The sequence below is a fragment of the Vibrio sp. UCD-FRSSP16_30 genome (genome assembly GCF_001676025.1).
Taxonomy (GTDB): Bacteria; Pseudomonadota; Gammaproteobacteria; order Enterobacterales; family Vibrionaceae; genus Vibrio.
Genome location: NZ_LZFW01000014.1, coordinates 24040 through 41635 on the forward strand (window position 1 = coordinate 24040; position 17596 = coordinate 41635).

16 protein-coding genes and 1 pseudogene are annotated in these 17596 nt (G+C 34.2%); all 17 read right to left on the bottom strand.

Annotated elements, in window-relative coordinates:
- Position 1 precedes the first annotated feature (1 nt).
- The gene (locus A9260_RS08330; protein ID WP_068697983.1) at positions 2-943 is read right to left on the bottom strand and encodes a glycosyltransferase family 2 protein; all 942 of its coding nucleotides are present in this window, start codon (positions 941-943) and stop codon (positions 2-4) included.
- Between the two features lie 5 nt (positions 944-948).
- Positions 949-1689: an ABC transporter ATP-binding protein gene (locus A9260_RS08335; RefSeq protein WP_068697985.1), complete on the bottom strand. Its 741-nt coding sequence runs from the start codon at positions 1687-1689 to the stop codon at positions 949-951.
- Positions 1689-2459 (bottom strand): ABC transporter permease, encoded by a 771-nt coding sequence (locus A9260_RS08340; RefSeq protein WP_068697987.1) that lies wholly within the window; start codon positions 2457-2459, stop codon positions 1689-1691. Before A9260_RS08340 ends, A9260_RS08335 begins: the two co-directional genes overlap by 1 nt.
- Positions 2460-2467: 8 nt before the next feature.
- A complete protein-coding gene (locus A9260_RS08345; protein ID WP_068697989.1) occupies positions 2468-2863 on the bottom strand; it encodes an adenylyltransferase/cytidyltransferase family protein in 396 nt (131 codons plus the stop codon).
- Positions 2864-2865: 2 nt separating this feature from the next.
- A complete protein-coding gene (locus A9260_RS08350) occupies positions 2866-3978 on the bottom strand; it encodes a glycosyltransferase family 4 protein (RefSeq protein ID WP_068697991.1) in 1113 nt (370 codons plus the stop codon).
- Positions 3975-5162 (bottom strand): CDP-glycerol glycerophosphotransferase family protein, encoded by a 1188-nt coding sequence (locus tag A9260_RS08355; RefSeq protein ID WP_231892592.1) that lies wholly within the window; start codon positions 5160-5162, stop codon positions 3975-3977. Before A9260_RS08355 ends, A9260_RS08350 begins: the two co-directional genes overlap by 4 nt.
- A gap of 739 nt (positions 5163-5901) precedes the next feature.
- Positions 5902-6978 (bottom strand): UDP-N-acetylglucosamine--undecaprenyl-phosphate N-acetylglucosaminephosphotransferase, encoded by a 1077-nt coding sequence (gene wecA / locus A9260_RS08360; RefSeq protein ID WP_068697995.1) that lies wholly within the window; start codon positions 6976-6978, stop codon positions 5902-5904.
- 523 nt (positions 6979-7501) lie between these two features.
- Positions 7502-8368, bottom strand: coding sequence for a UTP--glucose-1-phosphate uridylyltransferase GalU (gene galU / locus A9260_RS08365; RefSeq protein WP_068697997.1), 867 nt, complete (start codon positions 8366-8368; stop codon positions 7502-7504).
- A gap of 189 nt (positions 8369-8557) precedes the next feature.
- Complete coding sequence (locus A9260_RS08370) at positions 8558-9724, bottom strand: nucleotide sugar dehydrogenase (RefSeq protein ID WP_068697999.1); 1167 nt, start codon at positions 9722-9724, stop codon at positions 8558-8560.
- A gap of 270 nt (positions 9725-9994) precedes the next feature.
- A pseudogene (locus A9260_RS08375) lies at positions 9995-10631 on the bottom strand (ISAs1 family transposase).
- Positions 10632-10746: 115 nt separating this feature from the next.
- Complete coding sequence (locus tag A9260_RS16910) at positions 10747-10923, bottom strand: hypothetical protein (RefSeq protein ID WP_156684021.1); 177 nt, start codon at positions 10921-10923, stop codon at positions 10747-10749.
- A gap of 155 nt (positions 10924-11078) precedes the next feature.
- A complete protein-coding gene (locus tag A9260_RS08380; RefSeq protein WP_068698001.1) occupies positions 11079-11336 on the bottom strand; it encodes a transposase in 258 nt (85 codons plus the stop codon).
- 478 nt (positions 11337-11814) lie between these two features.
- Positions 11815-12567, bottom strand: coding sequence for a glycosyltransferase family 2 protein (locus A9260_RS08385; RefSeq protein WP_068698003.1), 753 nt, complete (start codon positions 12565-12567; stop codon positions 11815-11817).
- 530 nt (positions 12568-13097) lie between these two features.
- A complete protein-coding gene (locus tag A9260_RS08390) occupies positions 13098-14159 on the bottom strand; it encodes a glycosyltransferase (protein ID WP_068698005.1) in 1062 nt (353 codons plus the stop codon).
- A gap of 5 nt (positions 14160-14164) precedes the next feature.
- On the bottom strand, positions 14165-15268 hold the full coding sequence (locus A9260_RS08395; RefSeq protein ID WP_068698006.1) for a glycosyltransferase: 1104 nt from the start codon (positions 15266-15268) through the stop codon (positions 14165-14167).
- A 7-nt stretch (positions 15269-15275) separates the two neighbouring features.
- On the bottom strand, positions 15276-16103 hold the full coding sequence (locus A9260_RS08400) for an EpsG family protein (RefSeq protein ID WP_068763685.1): 828 nt from the start codon (positions 16101-16103) through the stop codon (positions 15276-15278).
- Between the two features lie 324 nt (positions 16104-16427).
- Positions 16428-17522, bottom strand: coding sequence for a polysaccharide pyruvyl transferase family protein (locus A9260_RS08405; protein ID WP_068698010.1), 1095 nt, complete (start codon positions 17520-17522; stop codon positions 16428-16430).
- Between the last annotated feature and the right edge of the window lie 74 nt (positions 17523-17596).

Below are 17596 nucleotides of genomic sequence, written 5' to 3' on the forward strand. Positions count from 1 at the left end.
CCTAATGGTTCCTAAAAGATAGTTTTAATTTTATTAAAAGTAATAACATACACTTTACTTTACTTGTTATCCCAGAATTATTAAAAATCAAGTATTTATTATTAAGTACTGAAAAGCCATCGATGATATTCATAAATGCATTATCAGTTAACCTTTTACGTTGCTTAATTATAATGTTAAATGTATGACCAATAAAAATATCATTTATTGTCATTAATATTTTCTTATTTTTTATATTAATAACATCGTCATAAACTGTGGAATATTGACTTATAATATCTGAATGCTTATCACTGCTTGAATTTAGAATACTACCTGTGCGCTGCCTATAATAATAACCCACAAATGATGTTGTTACTATTGTTCTAGATTTAAGCAAAGCCTGGTAGTTGAATGAAATATCTTCATAGTATCCTTCCTTGAAGGATAACATCTCTCTTAAATAAAACTCTCTTTTATAAGCTTTATTCCAACAAACTTGAAAATTCGAAAATAATAGTTCTCTGTCTTCAATGTTAGTAATATTTTTCCCTTTCAAATCGCTTAATATTTTTGAATTTGGATTAATTATTTGTTTACTGTTCAACCAAAATCGCAAAAAATTAAATATAATCAACTCACTAGAGAACTCACTCAAACATGCGAGTAATTCTGGTGATATTTTATCATCAGAATCAACAAATAATATATACTCACCTACAGCAACTCTAGCACCAATATTTCTCGCATTTCCTGGGCCTAAGCTTTCATTTAGATAAATAACTTTAACATTTGACTTTTCTTCAGCGACCATTAATAAGTTAGTCGAACCATCATTTGATGCATCGTCAATAAGTATTAATTCAAAATCAGGGTAACTTTGAGTAAAGATCGAATTTAAGCACTCATCTAAAACGTTTACTACATTATATACAGGAACGATAATACTATATTTAATAGCCATTTAGTCTACTTATATTCTGCAAGAACATCTTCAACAGAACCATCAAATAAAACTGTACCCTTATCCAAATAAATAGCTCTATTACACATATTTCTTATATCGCTATCTGAGTGAGAAACAATAATTATTAACTTTGACTCTTTAATTATTTCTTTCATTCTTTTTAGACACTTATCTCTAAAATACTTATCGCCAACACTAAGTACTTCATCAATAATTAAAATATCACTACGAAATGAGGTGGCAATTGAGAAAGCCAAACGAGAAACCATGCCACTTGAATAGGTCTCAACAGGATTACTTATTGATTCTTTTAATTCAGAAAACTCTATTATTCCCGATATTTTATCTTCTATCTCTTTTTTGTTTTTTCCTAAAAGTGCACCCGCTAAGTAGATATTATCTAGTCCACTTAATTCACGAGTGAAGAAAGAATTTAAGGTTAATAATGCACCGATATCAACGGTACTTTTAAATTTACCTTTTGTAGGCGATAGGACTCCTGATAGAACCTTACATAATGTTGATTTTCCTGCGCCATTTCGACCGACTATGCCAACAATATCACCTTCGTAAAACTTCAAATTAACGTTATTCAAGGCTGCCTTTCTAAAAGAGTTAGATTCCTTAACAACCTTTTCCCTCTCGTGCTTTGATAAGAATAATTTTTTCAATGAATAGCTTTGAGCCTGTGTATACACAAGTGATACATCATCTAACTCAACAACAAGGTTAGTATTTGACATTAGACATTCCTAATTATGTGTGTTCTTAGCAACTTTGATAGATAAAGTAAAATACAAAGAGCAGCGGTGCCTAAGGCTAAAACAATAAAATTATGAGAAATACTAACTGTTTCAGGGTAAATAAGTGACTTATAAAACAAATCGATTAATTGAGCCAGAGGATTAAAATCCACAAGCCAACGGTGTTTTTCCGGTATTCTATCGGCAGAGTAAATGATTGGAGTAATATAAAATAATATTCTCAAACCAAAACTAACAAGAAATGCAGTATCTCTAACAAATACATTTAATATTGCTAAAACTAGAGAGAGAGCGCTAACTACTATAATTGTGGCAACTAATGTTAATACAAGAGCAAAAACATCGGGAATATATCCCATGTATACCAAAATAACTTGTAATAGAGCATAACCAAATATAAATAAATATGTTTGCCCAAACACTTCAGATATGGGCAATATTGGTAAGGGCATTTTTACCTGAGTCACAATACCCTTATAACGTGCAAATGAAGTAGTTGCTACACTTAATGCAGTACTCCACCACTTCCAAAGCGTTACCCCAATAGCTATCATAAGAATTCTATCTGGGCTAGAATGACCGAAAATAACACCTACGACATAACTGTATAATGCAATCAAAGTTAGAGGTTCGATAAACCACCAAAGATAGCCTAAAATAGTACCTCTAACATTAGCTTTTTGTTTAAGGTGAGCCAATGTATATAAAATATATAGATTTCTCGACACTGCACATGTTTTACTTCTCATAAGATAAATTACTCAACGTGATCACGAACTGTTTTTATGATTTCTGTTGTTGATATATCAGCAGTACGCGATAAATAAACTACTTTACATATATCTGAGAATTCATCAAATCTTCCTGCCCAATCGTCTCCCATGACTAAAATATCAGCTTTGCTCTCTAGGATATATTGGCGTTTGTCTTCCAAAGAATGCTCAAAGAAGACCTCATCAACACAATGAATAGCATTGACAATCTGTGCTCGACTATTCTCATTGTAAACAGGATAACGTTGCTTTTTCGAAAAATTAAGCTTATCGGTAGATACGCCAACAATCAAATAATCACCAAGATCTTTAGCTCTCTCAAGGATATTCACATGACCTATATGAAATACATCAAATGTTCCAAATGTAATTACGCGCATTTTTACTCTCTATCTAATTTATAAATTCTTTTATAACAATCTATTACATGTTTATCTGTATAAGCGTTTACAACATGAATTCGACCTTTCTCACCAAGCATAGCACAGTAGTCTCGCTCACTAAGTTTAATGATTGCTTGTGTTAATTCTTCAATATCAGAGGTTGGTACTACTAAACCATTCAGACCATTTGTAACAAAGTCTTTACAACCACCAATATCGGTAGTAATAACTGGTCTCCTGCAAGCATTTGCTTCAATTAATATTCGCGGTAGCCCCTCACCATAACGGGTCGGCAACGCGATAACATCATTATCTGCTATCACTTTTTGCATTCCATCATTAATTTGTCCCAGCCAGTTTATTTTTCCTTCTTGAGACCATGTTTCAAGTTTTGCTAGCGGAATCGCCTCATTACTGTCATTATCAATGATTCCAGCTACATTAAGAATCACGGGATAACCACTTAATTGAACATTCTTAACGGCTTGAATAAGATCTCGTAATCCCTTCCCTTCTAATAATCTGGCTGCAAACAGGATTTTTAACGGCGCGTCTACAACATCAATTTTAGGTGCGTCATATTCTTCGACATTCACACCTGAACCAGGAACTACAATAGAGTTATATTGTGAGCAGATTTTATTTGTAATAAAATACTCTCGATCTGTATTATTCTCAAACGTAAATACCGAATTTTTATTATTGCCTATTAATCGATAAATAATAATTATTACTTTAGCTATTAACCTACTTTGCGATGTATTTTGACTAAACATTGAACCCATTCCCGGGATAGTCAGGTATATAGGTACTCGAGCAAATAATGCAATTAAACCAAACATAATGTTTGGCTTAATTGTCACTGAATGGATAAAGTCTGGCTTTACCTTAACAAAAGTTTTCACTGCTTGATAAAGTGTGCGTATATTGTCAAACAGACCAACTGATGACCGTGTCAACGATAAGTTAGTGACATTGGCTTGGTTAAGATCTGTTGGCTTTGACATACATAAATGAACGTCAAAATCTTCAGTCATACTTGATTGAATTCTACTCTTCCAATGTAAGTCGTAATACCACCCAACATTTATTGCAAACAATAATTTTTTCATAATAATTTTTTTGTTTCTTGTATTACTCGATGTCTAGCTTCACCGAGATGTGGGTAGGAGTAGAATTTTTCCAAAGATTCTTTATTATTAAACACATCTTTGACAGCTTGCACAAGTTGGTTAGATGCTAGATTTTTTGAACGTAGCAAATCAGCAAATTCGGAATAAATTCCTCTTTGTTTTTCATACGCATCAATTTCAACACATGAAAATAGAACCGGGCGACCAAGTACTGCAAAGTCAAATGCGATACTAGAAAAATCTGTGATCAGCAAATCATAGTGCTTTAACTCAGCATTTATGTCAGGACAAAGTAGAATATTGACTCCACTTGGTAAAGTATCGTCGCTGACGACATTCTGATTTAATGGATGAATAGAGATGTCCACATCAATGCTATTATTGCGGCAATAACACATGAAATCAGGGTTCAAAACCTTAAAAACCCACTTTCTTGCATCATTCGTAGAAGCCTGCCAAGTCGGTGCATACAGTATTCTTTTATTGCCTTGATTGTAAAACGATTGTTCTGAAACACTATCTAAAATAACATCATGTCTTGGCATACCCGTTATAACGACATTTTCAATCGGTACACAAAATGCTTGAGCCAAACATTGTTGGTTTTGTTGATTAACAGCACAAATCATGTTGTAACGGCTGAGTTTACGTTTCAACAAAACCTTAAATAGTTGATTGAGGGTTTTAAACTTAGACGGGAATGGAGATGTCTCCTTCGAATCTAACAGTAATTTTTTTATAGGCACACCATGCCAAAGCTGTACGATTTTTTTATTGACTAAAGTAAAGGCTGCAATATCATTCATTCCTGTAGCTAGCATAGCAACTCCTGCACGGTACTGATAAAACAAACCTTTTATGCTTAAGTAATAATAATGCTCATTCTGAGGCTGAATTCCAATATCTTCTTTATTTTTACTAATCCATATTGCTCGAACCGAAGGGTCTTTGATTTGGTGCAAATAATCATATACGTATCTCGGGTTATCCTTGTAGCCATAGATATTACCAAAAACCCATATACGGTTATTTACAGGTATAAAAAAACACAGTGACTTACACGGAAAACTTATCGCACCTAAGCATAGCTGCCAGATAAAACGTAGATACTTATTTTTAAAGTTAAGGCGCATATTATTTATACTTATTTTACAGTTAATCACTAACCTATCTCACGTAAGTTCCGCAGTCGGTAACACTTAAAGATAATTTTCTTTTTTCTACAATTTTCATCATGTGCCATCTTCGTCCACGCTACCGCCCCTAGATAACAAAGACTCCAGTGAATTTAAATTGCAAATTTTCAATAGATTATTCCATAGAACAGAGGTAAGTAACATATCCGAAAAATTGAACGGCTGATTTTCAGTCTATTACTCAGGACTCTCTCTATACTAGAGACAAAATCCTAACCATAGCAAATAACAATTCGGGTCATTTGGCTAGCCATAGCATCATAACCAAAGTTCTCAAGTGTACAAATTGCACAAACCCTCATCGTTGCATTAAAAATCAACAACTTAAGATTAGAACAATTAAAACCGTTACTTTTATAAAGCGGTGAGTAACAACTAGTAACTCACGACAAGCACAATGAACCCCTATAAAAATACCTTATACACACCAAATTGCAACATTAAAAAAACAAACATAACTTCATTTTAATCAACAAGATATCGATTTATATTCAAAATCTCACACGTCCTCTTTAATTTCGAACATAAAATCGACAATATTTGATCACGTTCATAAAATTGTAAAACAATGTTCCCATATCAGATTTGAAGTACCAAATATGGAGATCTACCGAAACATCGAAACTTTATTTCCGTCAGAAACAAAAAAAGCTTCTGATCTCTCAGAAGCATTCCTATCAATTCCACTATATTGTTAAATTAAAGACTACTCTTCTAATCTCTTCCACTTCCTAACCATCTTAGCCAACTGGAACGAGTGCGTCATCCAATAAGTATGACACAAGAAGCAAGCTACGATTGTATAGAACATGACATATTCTGGCACACTGAAATATTCACCTAGTAGACCTACTGTTGAGTACAGCACTTGCACTAAACATATCAAGACCAATGATTCTCTTGAAGATAAGCCTATGCGCTGCATGATGTGGTGGAAGTGTTCACGATCTGGATGGAATGGTGAATGACCTTTACGAATACGGCGGATCATGATTGCCATCATATCAATTAGAGGAACGGCAATTAACCAAAGAGCGGTTACGGGTCTTATTACATAGTGACCGTAATGGGCCTGTGTACCACCGATGAGGATCCAAATAACGGTAAAGCCTATCATCATGCTTCCTGCATCACCCATGAACACCTTTCTCACTTTACCAAAGTAACCTAGGTTAAATAGGATGAATGGGATAATGATGACAATTAGTACCAATAGGAAGTATGCCGGTAGCGTCAAACCATGTGCGAAAAAGACAACGGCCAATGAACTCAAGACAACCACCGTTAATCCACCCAATAACCCGTCTATACCATCAACCATGTTGAATGCATTAATAGCGCCTATTACGGCAAATAAAGTGACTATTACATCTACATATTTTGGGAATTCCCAAACTCCAAAACCTAATGCATTGCCGATGTGTAAAAGTGTTAAATCAGTGTAATGAATCATTATCAGTGTCAGCACAGCTTGAATACCCATGCGGAACTTATAACTAATATCAAAGCGATCGTCGGCAACGCCAATTAATACTAGCGCAGTTAAGCAGGCAGAAAACAAACTGGCATGCATAATTTGGCCAGCATTGAGGTACAAAAAGTACATGACAGTAATACAAATAGAGATGCCACCAACAAGTGGAACGCTACCTTGATGAAGCTTACGTGCATTGGGTTTATCCACCAGTCCTATAGCGTATCCAACTTTTCGCATGCAATACAGCACCGCAAGCGATAAAAAGAAGAACATTGATAACTCGATTAGGTAATCGAAGATGGACATGATGTGAACCTACAAATATATGGGAATGGAAAATAACAAAGACAGACGTTTAATGCATCGAGCTTAATGGCTGAATGATTCGCTTGTCATACTAACAGACAATTATGACAAAAAATTGTCATAACACAGGTTTTTAGTAAAAAATAAGAAGGCAGTATTCGCTCGCTAAGGCGCAAAAACTTAGTTTCATATTGGAATGCACAATTTATAGGTGTGAACAAACACTTTTATATTTATTAATGAAGATAATGGAGCCATTAACTAGAATATATATTCAGATATAACACATATAAATCACTGGCATTTAATCCCAAGAATTAATATTTAGCATCCCAATGACTGCAACTTTTTAATCGAAATGATCGTTAATTAGCTTTAATACCAAATTCAATCGCTTTAACAAAATGCATCACCTAATTGGTGACTACGCTCATTGTTGTAAACTGAATGCGTTGTAGCACAACATCAGCAATACGAATAACAACTTGAATAATTATCGAAGTAATACTTTAGGATAATAATATTAAAGCTTCTTTGTAGAAGACTTATTAATACTCACTTTACTTCCCTTTAAATAAACATGTTCATAGCAGTAATTGGTCGCATCTATATACCCTTCTACACTGCCGCAATCAAAACGTTTACCTTTGAATTTATACGCGATAACACAACCAGATTGAGCCTGTTTGAGAAGTGCATCTGTGATTTGAATTTCACCACCTTTGCCAGGCTCTGTCTCTTCCAAAATATCAAAGATATCTGGCGTTAAGATATAGCGACCAATGATCGCAAGATTACTTGGTGCACTGCCTTGCTCTGGCTTTTCAACCATATCAGTGATGCGTATAAGATCATCACTCAAATGCTCACCGGCTATTACCCCATACTTATGAGTTTCAGATTCAGGCACCTCTTCCACTGCGACAATCGAGCAACGAAACTGTCGAAACAGCGCTGCCATTTGCTCAAGCACACCTTGACTTTCGTTAATACATAAATCATCAGCCAGCACTACAGCAAATGGGTTATCACCCACTAATTCTTTACCTGTTAAAATGGCGTGACCTAAACCTTTCATCTCACGCTGACGAATAAAGGTGTAATGCGCCGAGTCAATCAATGAACGGATATCATCAAGTAACGGTTCTTTATTAGTATCTTGAATTTGATGCTCAAGCTCATAGTTTTTATCAAAGTGATCCATGAGTGAACTTTTGCCACGGCCAGTAACGACCGCCATGCTAGTCATGCCAGCTTGGATAGCTTCATCAACGCCGTATTCAATTAACGGTTTGTTGACGATAGGCATCATTTCTTTTGGCATTGATTTAGTTGCAGGCAAAAAGCGGGTACCGTAGCCCGCCGCAGGGAATAAACAGTGTTTAATCATAGATAACTCTTAATAATAGTATTGTTTTAAACGAGCCCTATTGTGAGCTCTATTTATTAGTAAACATTCTTGGTGTTCACTTTACTAGCACATAAAAATCGTGAATGGATAATTTAGAACTAGGAATAGTCTATTCGATGAATGTCTAGACAATAAATTTAAAGCCTAGACATTGTATTGAATTAACACTTAATCACTGCCAAATAAGTCACGAGTGTACACTTTTTCGGCAACGTCTTTGATTTCATTTACCATGCGGTTAGAAACGATGACATCACAGCTTGATTTGAACTCTTCAAATGATTTGATGACTTTTGAATTGAAGAATGTAGCCTCATCCAAGACTGGTTCGTACACAACAACTTCAATGCCTTTGGCTTTAAGGCGTTTCATAATTCCCTGAATGCTAGAAGCTCTAAAATTGTCAGAACCAGACTTCATGATCAAACGATAGATACCTACAACTTTAGGGTTACGCTTTAAAATAGAATCCGCCACAAAGTCTTTACGAGTAGTGTTTGAATCTACGATTGCACCAATAATATTATTTGGCACATCTGCATAGTTTGCACGCAGCTGTTTGGTATCTTTAGGTAAGCAATAACCACCATAACCAAATGATGGGTTATTGTAATGGTTACCAATACGGGGATCTAAACCAACCCCCTCAATGATTTGACGAGCATCTAATCCTAATGATTCAGCATAACTGTCCAGTTCATTAAAATAAGACACCCTCATTGCTAAATAAGTATTGGAGAATAATTTAATCCCCTCGGCTTCAGTTGAATCAGTAAACAAGACTTTTATGTCTTCTTTTATTGCACCTTCAACTAGGAGATCGGCAAAGACTTTTGCGCGTTCACTTTGCTCACCAACGATAATGCGAGAGGGATGCAAATTATCATACAAAGCACGACCTTCACGTAAAAACTCAGGAGAAAAGATTAAATTATCACAGCCTAATTCCTCTGTAATACGAGCTGTATAACCAACAGGCACCGTGGACTTAATGACCATAATGGCACTTGGATTAAATTCCATAACGTCTTTAATTACAGCCTCGACGGAAGACGTATTAAAGTAGTTGGTTTCGGGGTCATAATCCGTAGGAGTAGCAATCACGACATACACGGCGTCACTGTAGGCTAATTTTTGATCTAAAGTAGCGGTAAAGTTTAAATCTTTATTCGCTAAGAAATCTGATATTTCTGCATCTACTATAGGTGATTGTCTATTATTTAGAAGATCAATTTTCTCTTCAATAATATCTACAGCAGTAACTTGGTGGTTTTGAGATAACAACATGGCATTGGAAAGACCAACGTATCCTGTTCCGGCGATTGCAATTTTCATTTTTACCTACTTAACAGCAGACTTAACAGCCTGCAAATATTTCTGAATTATTATTTTTAGGATCACAAAGTCCAATTTTTCAATCTTAAATACTGTGAAGTTCAATAATTATTCTTAATAAGAATCATCCACAATCTCAAAACAAGCCACACCAAAATTCCATATCATCATACAATGAATCTGAGGATCTTAAGGGATGAATTGTAGTGGCATAGTGAATTTGGCCACCTGATTAGAGGTGTTAGCACGGAAATCGCATGAACATCACCGTTATGCAACGCTTCCGAGAACCTTACTTAGGTAGTTTTCATCCATCGCACACATCATTCGTTTGCGCGTGATACCACCTTTAAAACTTTTTTCATCTTTTAAAAGGTTCAAACAAGCCTGCCTGATCCTTGAAAAAGCCTCTGCTCGATCATCAACTCGAATGCGACAAGCGTCCTCTTTAAATGCCATGTCTAACTGCCAATGCATAGCTTCTACGCCCCAATGTGCGCGGGTTGCATTATGAAGCTCTTCTGCTGTTAAATCTTTAGAGCTGAGATTTATCATAAGAGCCGCGAACCGTTTTTCCGTCAATCGCAATAACTTCCCCATCAGTGAGCTGATGACACTCTTTCATCCATTCTACAAAAGCTCTCTGCATTGCATTCGGACTAATCATTCCCATTACTCTCACTACCGTATCAGCTGAAGGAATACCTGTTTCAATATCACCATAATGTTTCAAAAAACTCAATCGTATTTCACCGAAATCGCTAATGCCTTCCCAGGTATCTTGACCTGATAAAACACCACAAATTGTCAGCAAAATAATATCGGACAATTTATGATTAACTTTTGCAGCTTGGCGGTAATCTTTAATCGCTGAGAAGTGCAAAAATGGATTGGTGATTTTTGTCATTGTCTGGCTCCAAATGAATATGAAGCTATTAGACAACAATCAAAATGATCTACAATCTGATCCTTTATTAAGCAATACAGATGTGACGTATGTGATGAAATAAGTAATAAATGGACTAGTATTTGAAAAATTTTCGCTGGCTTAACCCTTTAAAAATGGGAATGTTCATGCGATTTCCCTGGATTTGATAGTTAATGCCACTATCGAGGCAAAACTGTTTAATCGTCAAGTTGCTGTTTAGTTGCTGCTCAAGTATCTGAGCCCAGTGATGACGTTTTTGTTCTTGATTCATAATATCTCCTTTGAAAAAGATACTATGACGAAGCTAGATTTCTATTGATAGGTGGGTTTCGTTAACCGCTTACATGTCTTGAACAGAGATTTGTGTTGAACGCGCTTGAGTCATCTTAATCACCTGTGGTTGATATTCATACAGATAACATAAGCCTAGTTGGTGATAAAAGAGGCGTCAAATACATGGGTGTCCTGTATTTTAATCCTCTGGGTGAAAGCACCATTTAATTGACGCATACCCTTACTAAGATTACCAACAGGAGTTTCAATTAATAAATGATTAATCATTAAGCAATAGGCATGTAGAACCCAATTAAAACGCTCACACACTTCATCAAGAACACTTAAATAGAGGCTGAAATCGTCATCTTGTAAGAATATCCAATTTCGTTCGTTACCGCGCGCAGTCACACGATATAGCGCGCCAGCAAACTCTACCTCAAAGGTCTACTCAAAATCATCACCCAATCTAACCAACAACAATCATAGCTATCGGATTAGCTTAGATAAAAAAATACAACAGCAGACCAATCTGCGACTCACCTCAAACCAAATAGCACTCAATTCCATCTCCAGCGCAAAATGAAAAACCTGACCCCAGTGGTTTTGTTGGTGTCCGAATCGAGTTTAGTCCTATTTCTCGCAACCCGTTTAATTCTTCTTCAAGAAAAACTTGAATTCATTTATTAACGCTGGCTCTAGTTACCTAAGAAACTTAGCAATCTGAATACGAAAGTATCCGACTTTGAAATGAACAAGAGCCAGCGACTTAATTTACATTTGGGTGGCTTTTTTCAGTCTCGCAACTTTTTAAGTCGATGTCGTTAAGACTATCCTTAACGACTTCTTACTGTGGCTTTAAAACTTAACAAAAGAAAAACATACTGAGTCACTTCCTAAATACAGCTCTATACGCATAAAAAAGGAAACAACTAATTGATGTTGGTAAGTCTAGACCTTCTATCTCTCTGTAAATCTGCCATTGTCGCTTCGCTTTATTAAACTTGTTTCTTGAAATTGAATTTGGAAGAACTGAATATTTTGTCAAAATTTCATTTATAGGATAAGCTTTTCCCCCTAGGCGTAAAATACTCAACCAATAAGCATAGTCTTGACCGGTACGTATAAGTGGCATCCGTATATCTGATATCAGTTCCCGCTTTAAAACTACAGTAGAACAACCAAGAGTAGCTTTCTTTTTAAGCATATCTTTGTAATCTAGTTCCGCGGTTAAATGTGTATCAACGGTACTAATATGACGTTTATCTGAATCTACCATTTCAAAAGCCGTAAAGGTAAAACTAAGACATTTTTCTTCCATCAATTTTATTTGTGTAGATAATTTCGACGGTTCCCAAGCGTCATCACTGTCGATAAATGCAATATACTTACCACTAGCCCTATCAATCGATTGATTTCGAGAAACTGCTGCACCTGAATTTATTTCATTTCGATTAATAAGTATTCTATAGTCCTTCTTAGAAAGCCCCTTTAACATAGAATAAGTATCATCTGTTGAACAGTCATCTGTAACTAACCATTCCCAGTTAGCGTAGTTTTGTGATAATATAGACTCATATGTCTTTTCAAGCGTCTTTTCACTATTATATGTTGGTGTAATAATCGAAACTAATGCTTCCATCTAATCTCCTGATTGACCTATTCTAGAAGTAGAGTAATATCTGTCACTTGTGTATCTGTTTACTTTTATACTTCCGATCTTTTTAGCAGGAACATCGACATAAGTCGAATTAGCAGATAAATCTTTTATGACTACTGAACCTGCGCCTATAATTACATCATTTCCAATGTTTACTCGCTCATCGATATAAACACCGGACCCGATATATATAATGTCCAATCACAGCACTAAAACTGGCATTGGATCAAATTTTAATACTATTATTAATAAATATACCATGTGCATGACCAAAATATAAAATTGGACCAATATCTACTGACAAAGGTATGTAAATCGGATACTTCTTCCTTAATCTAAAGAGTTTCCAACGAACGATAGCTTTAAGAATTGTGCTTTTTAAACTCAAATCAAAAAGAATACAATAACCAGTTTCGGTCATAAAGCTTTTAAAAATGCAAAAAACTGGCTTCTCGACTATATCTATTCAGATCGCTAGTGATTAGACCGATAACTAGTTTTAATTTCACCTCCTAATACTCTTCATAAACTTTTTCAACAAAAGATAAATTTGTTTCAATATTGACTAATGATGAAAGTATTTCGCTTTTAACCTTGACAAGATTACTCTCTACTATTGGCTGTGAATAATTAGATATCTCTTTTAGCCACAATTCGACGGCGTTTTTAGAAGATATACTGATTGACTTACAATTCCCGTACACTGCAGAAGAAGGAACCGTATCGGAACATAGGCAATATAAACCATATAACTGAGCTTCAATTAAAGCCAAACCTAAACCTTCAAAATGAGAGGGGAACAGGAATATATGACAAAAAGCCATTATCTCAGAGACGTCATTGACATTACCCTCGAAATGAACATTATTACTTATCCCTAAATCTTCGACTAATTTCTCTATATGAGATCTATCCTCACCATCTCCCAGTAAATACAACTCAGAATTCTGATTATTTTTATAATATTCGTAAAATATCTTAATTAAAAACTCGTGGTTTTTCTCAAAAGAAAATCGCCCTACATGACAGAATTTGAAATTTTGAGAGTGCGGACTAGTGTCTACTTTAAAGTGCCTATTAAGTTTAACACCACAAGGCATAATTATTACATTTTTTACTGTTCCAAATAAACACTCACTTGCAGATTCACTACATGCAATCATCACATTAGAAAATTTTAAGATAAACCATTGCATAATAATACTATAAATAAAATAATAACCTTTGCAAATACTTCGATCATCTAAATGACTGTGACTTATTCGTTTTTTGACACCTACTAAATATGCAATCAAGAGCAATATACCGGAAGAGCGATGCACGTGCGAATGGACGATATCAAAGTTTTCAGTTTTTAATAAACGATAAAAACTCCATAGACCACTAACTTTATTGCTAAACGGGATTGAATGAATCTTCCCGCCATGAGATAGAATACTTTCTTCAAAAAAACCTTCAGTATTGTTTTGCTTCAAAAAATGAATTTCATTTTTATTTTGTATTTCTGTAAGATCTGTAAGCCATCTTTCTACGCCACCAACATCAAGGCCACTTACCAAATGTAATATTTTCACTTAGATTACCGCTCCAATAAAAAACCAGAAAATTGTTTCACTCTCGTATCTACAATAGCAGGCCAACTGTAGTCTTCACTAATAAATTTAGATGCGTTTTTTGAAATCATATCGTAGTTCTTTGACTCTAATAAATGCTCAATACTAGACCGAAGATCAATATGATTCTTCAATAAAAATGCACATCCAGAATCAACAGCGTCTTGCATATTACAATACTCAGATAACAAACATGGCAATCCATAACTCAACGCCTCTAATACACTAATAGGCAAGCCTTCGTACCTTGATGTTAATATATATGCATCTGCTTCAAGAAATGCCTTCTTTTTATTTTCGCCAAAGACCAATCCATTCATACTTACAATATTATCGATTTCTTTGATTTTCAGTAGCTCTTCTATTAAATTATTATTACCTTCACCATACATTCTAATTCTTATATTGTATTTTTCAAAAAATTCTTTCTCTTTCTCGACATAATCTAGCATAATATCTATGCCTTTATGGTGAATATCATATCGAGCTAAGAATAGTAAATTAAACTCATTTTTTTTATTATAAGAGTTAACATTGTCATTGTCAGGAACGCCATTAGGCAAAAGTTCATATTTTATTCTCTTTCCAAGTGTAGTGGAATTTACAAGTTCATGCTTATTTAAAAAATATACACAATTAGCCTTATGAATAATGAATCGCAAAAATATAAAATTATAAAATAATTTAGCAAACTTATTTTTTTTCTGTGCTTTTTTCATTAGTGAGGAATGGGGAGTGATAACATATTTAATATCTAAAATTAAACAGACGAATGAAAGAATAACTGTTTTTAATTTATATATAGCATGAAAATTAACAATATCAGGTTTGAATGAAATTAGACTATATATTGTCCCATACAAACCACCAGTTAGAGAAAGCCCCATCTTTTCATCAATAAATTTAGTATACAGTTCATTTTCAACATTAGGCTCAAATGAATCTATTGAAATTACTTTTGATGATTCCACTTCTTTATGTTTATTTTCATTATTGCAAATGTTAACAACAGCATTAGTTATTCCATTTCCATTTTTAAACCTTAAATAGGTTATATGACATATTTTCATTTTTGTCCTAGATCATATGAATTATAGCTCGAGTCCCAATCATTAGTGACATAGACAAACCTAATAGAGAAGTTACTCGATACTTTATTAAGAATACTGCCAAAATGGGTTCAATAACCATATATAGTATTAGTAAACGGCCTGATAGCACAGCCATATCCAATGTTAAAACACATGTAAACAATAGAAAGATACTAAAGTCTATAAGGTGTAAATTTTTATCAAAATAAGTGTCGCCATTATAATCAACAAGAGACACTTTCGCGTACAATAATATAAACAGACTCAATACTATATAAACAGTAGATACTAGAGATTTTTTAACCATATAGGTATCAGAACCAGAATAATAAGCAAAGCGTTCCCAAAAAGTCAAAGCATATGTAATCAAAGGAGTAACTAATAACGATGAACATAATAATATTGCAAATAGACTAAAGGAAAATATATTCGGTGTCGTTATATGATAAAAAATATTCCTTTTGTTTTCTAAATAACTTGTAACAGTTGAAATAAACGCTGCTATAAAACCTCCGGAATGAAATAAACTCGCAAGTATAAGAACGATAATATTCTTGCTCAACCTAAATATAAGGACAAAAACAAAACAAAATATTGCATATCGAACTTGAGTTCCTAATACCCCGTAAGAAATAGAAATCAAACCTATAAAACCTAATAATGCCTCTGTGGTCTTCCTATATACTAATGCTGCCAATAATACCTGCAATATTAGTAAGCCATGCCAGTAATCATACGCATCGAAAACTAATACTCTACGAAAAAAACTGTTTATAATTTCAAAACCAATCTCATAAGACCAATTAGAATTCATATAATTTGATAAGTAAGATGGTATATCGACTTCCGGAGTATATATGAACGGCTTACTTGAAAAATAAATAATAGGAAATATTATTAAAACACGTAGCAAATAACGAAAAATTCTATTAACAACACATATGATCATTAGAAATCGCCACAAAAAAATCATTCGACGTGAAGTACACTCCACTAATTAAATACTTTATAGACTCTGTTAAACATGTTCTTAACATAAATTACTCATAAAAATCTACAGAAAACGTCCAATTGCTTTATATTTATTTTGAGAATAAAACTACCCCAATACATTCTCAGTAAGTTTAAAGCTATAATTCTATTCGACAGATTTATAACCTGATAAACTCTCAGTGAGGAACGATGTTGATCTATACTTTAGTACTCTCAACTTCTCGTTGACCAGATCCCAGTCAATGTTAGAGTCGTGGATAACTCTTGTTTCATTTGAAATAATCCTATCTTCCAAACCTAGTTTCTGTAATAGAGAGTAAAATCTGTCGGCTCCGCGCTCCTTATTAACAAAGCAATAAAATGGTTTATTGAATATAATTGAGAAAACAATCCCATGAAATGAGTCAGTTATTATATATTCTGAATATATTATTGAACGTAACCATTCTTCCATACTTATAATTTTACCGGTTTTATTACCATCAGTTAATTGCTTTACCCTCATTGATTTACTTTCTGCAAAACTCCGTATTATTTGTGATTTATAGTCAGTTGAGTCAAGTACATAGCAAAATAAATTGTTGGTGCTTTCAGCGCAATTTTCACTATTACACAGGTCTAGATATTTACGTTTACTTATCATCATTGTAGGATCAAGAACATGTGTAGATGCAACGCCAAATATATCCTCGCAGACACCAACGGCACTCTGCTCTCTTACAGATACACCATCAAATCGTTTAAGATTTTTCGAGTGGGTCGGTATAAGGTTTTTGTCCCCACGAAAACTATTGCCACCAAAAGATGCAGCATACGATAGTTTAATAACTTCATCAGCAACGAATCCAAGAGAAAAATCTCCTTTAAAATTCATAGCACCCATGCTAGAAAATACCTGATCACTTCCCACTATACATGCGTCAAAGTTTTCTTCATCAAATAATTTGTATAACGCACTACTATTTTTTATTTTCTTTGTCTTAGGGACTATCTTATTAGTAATGAAGATTTGTAGTTTATGATCTTTGACTAATTTTGGATTATTCTTGCTTCTTTCTGAAAATGCAAATATATATTTTTTCACCCAGTATTTACTGAGTGCTTTTATTCTACCGTCCGACTGCAAGTTTACTAACACTGGTTGATGTCCTAGTTCCTTCAAATACTCCACTAAAGCATATGCCTGAATTATCCCACCATAATTGTTAACTAGTGGAAGTGTTATAACTGCAATTTTCATTATTATCTTCGTCCTAAATATTAAATATCGTCATTCTTAAATTTCGCTTCTGAGACACACTATCAGTTTAATAA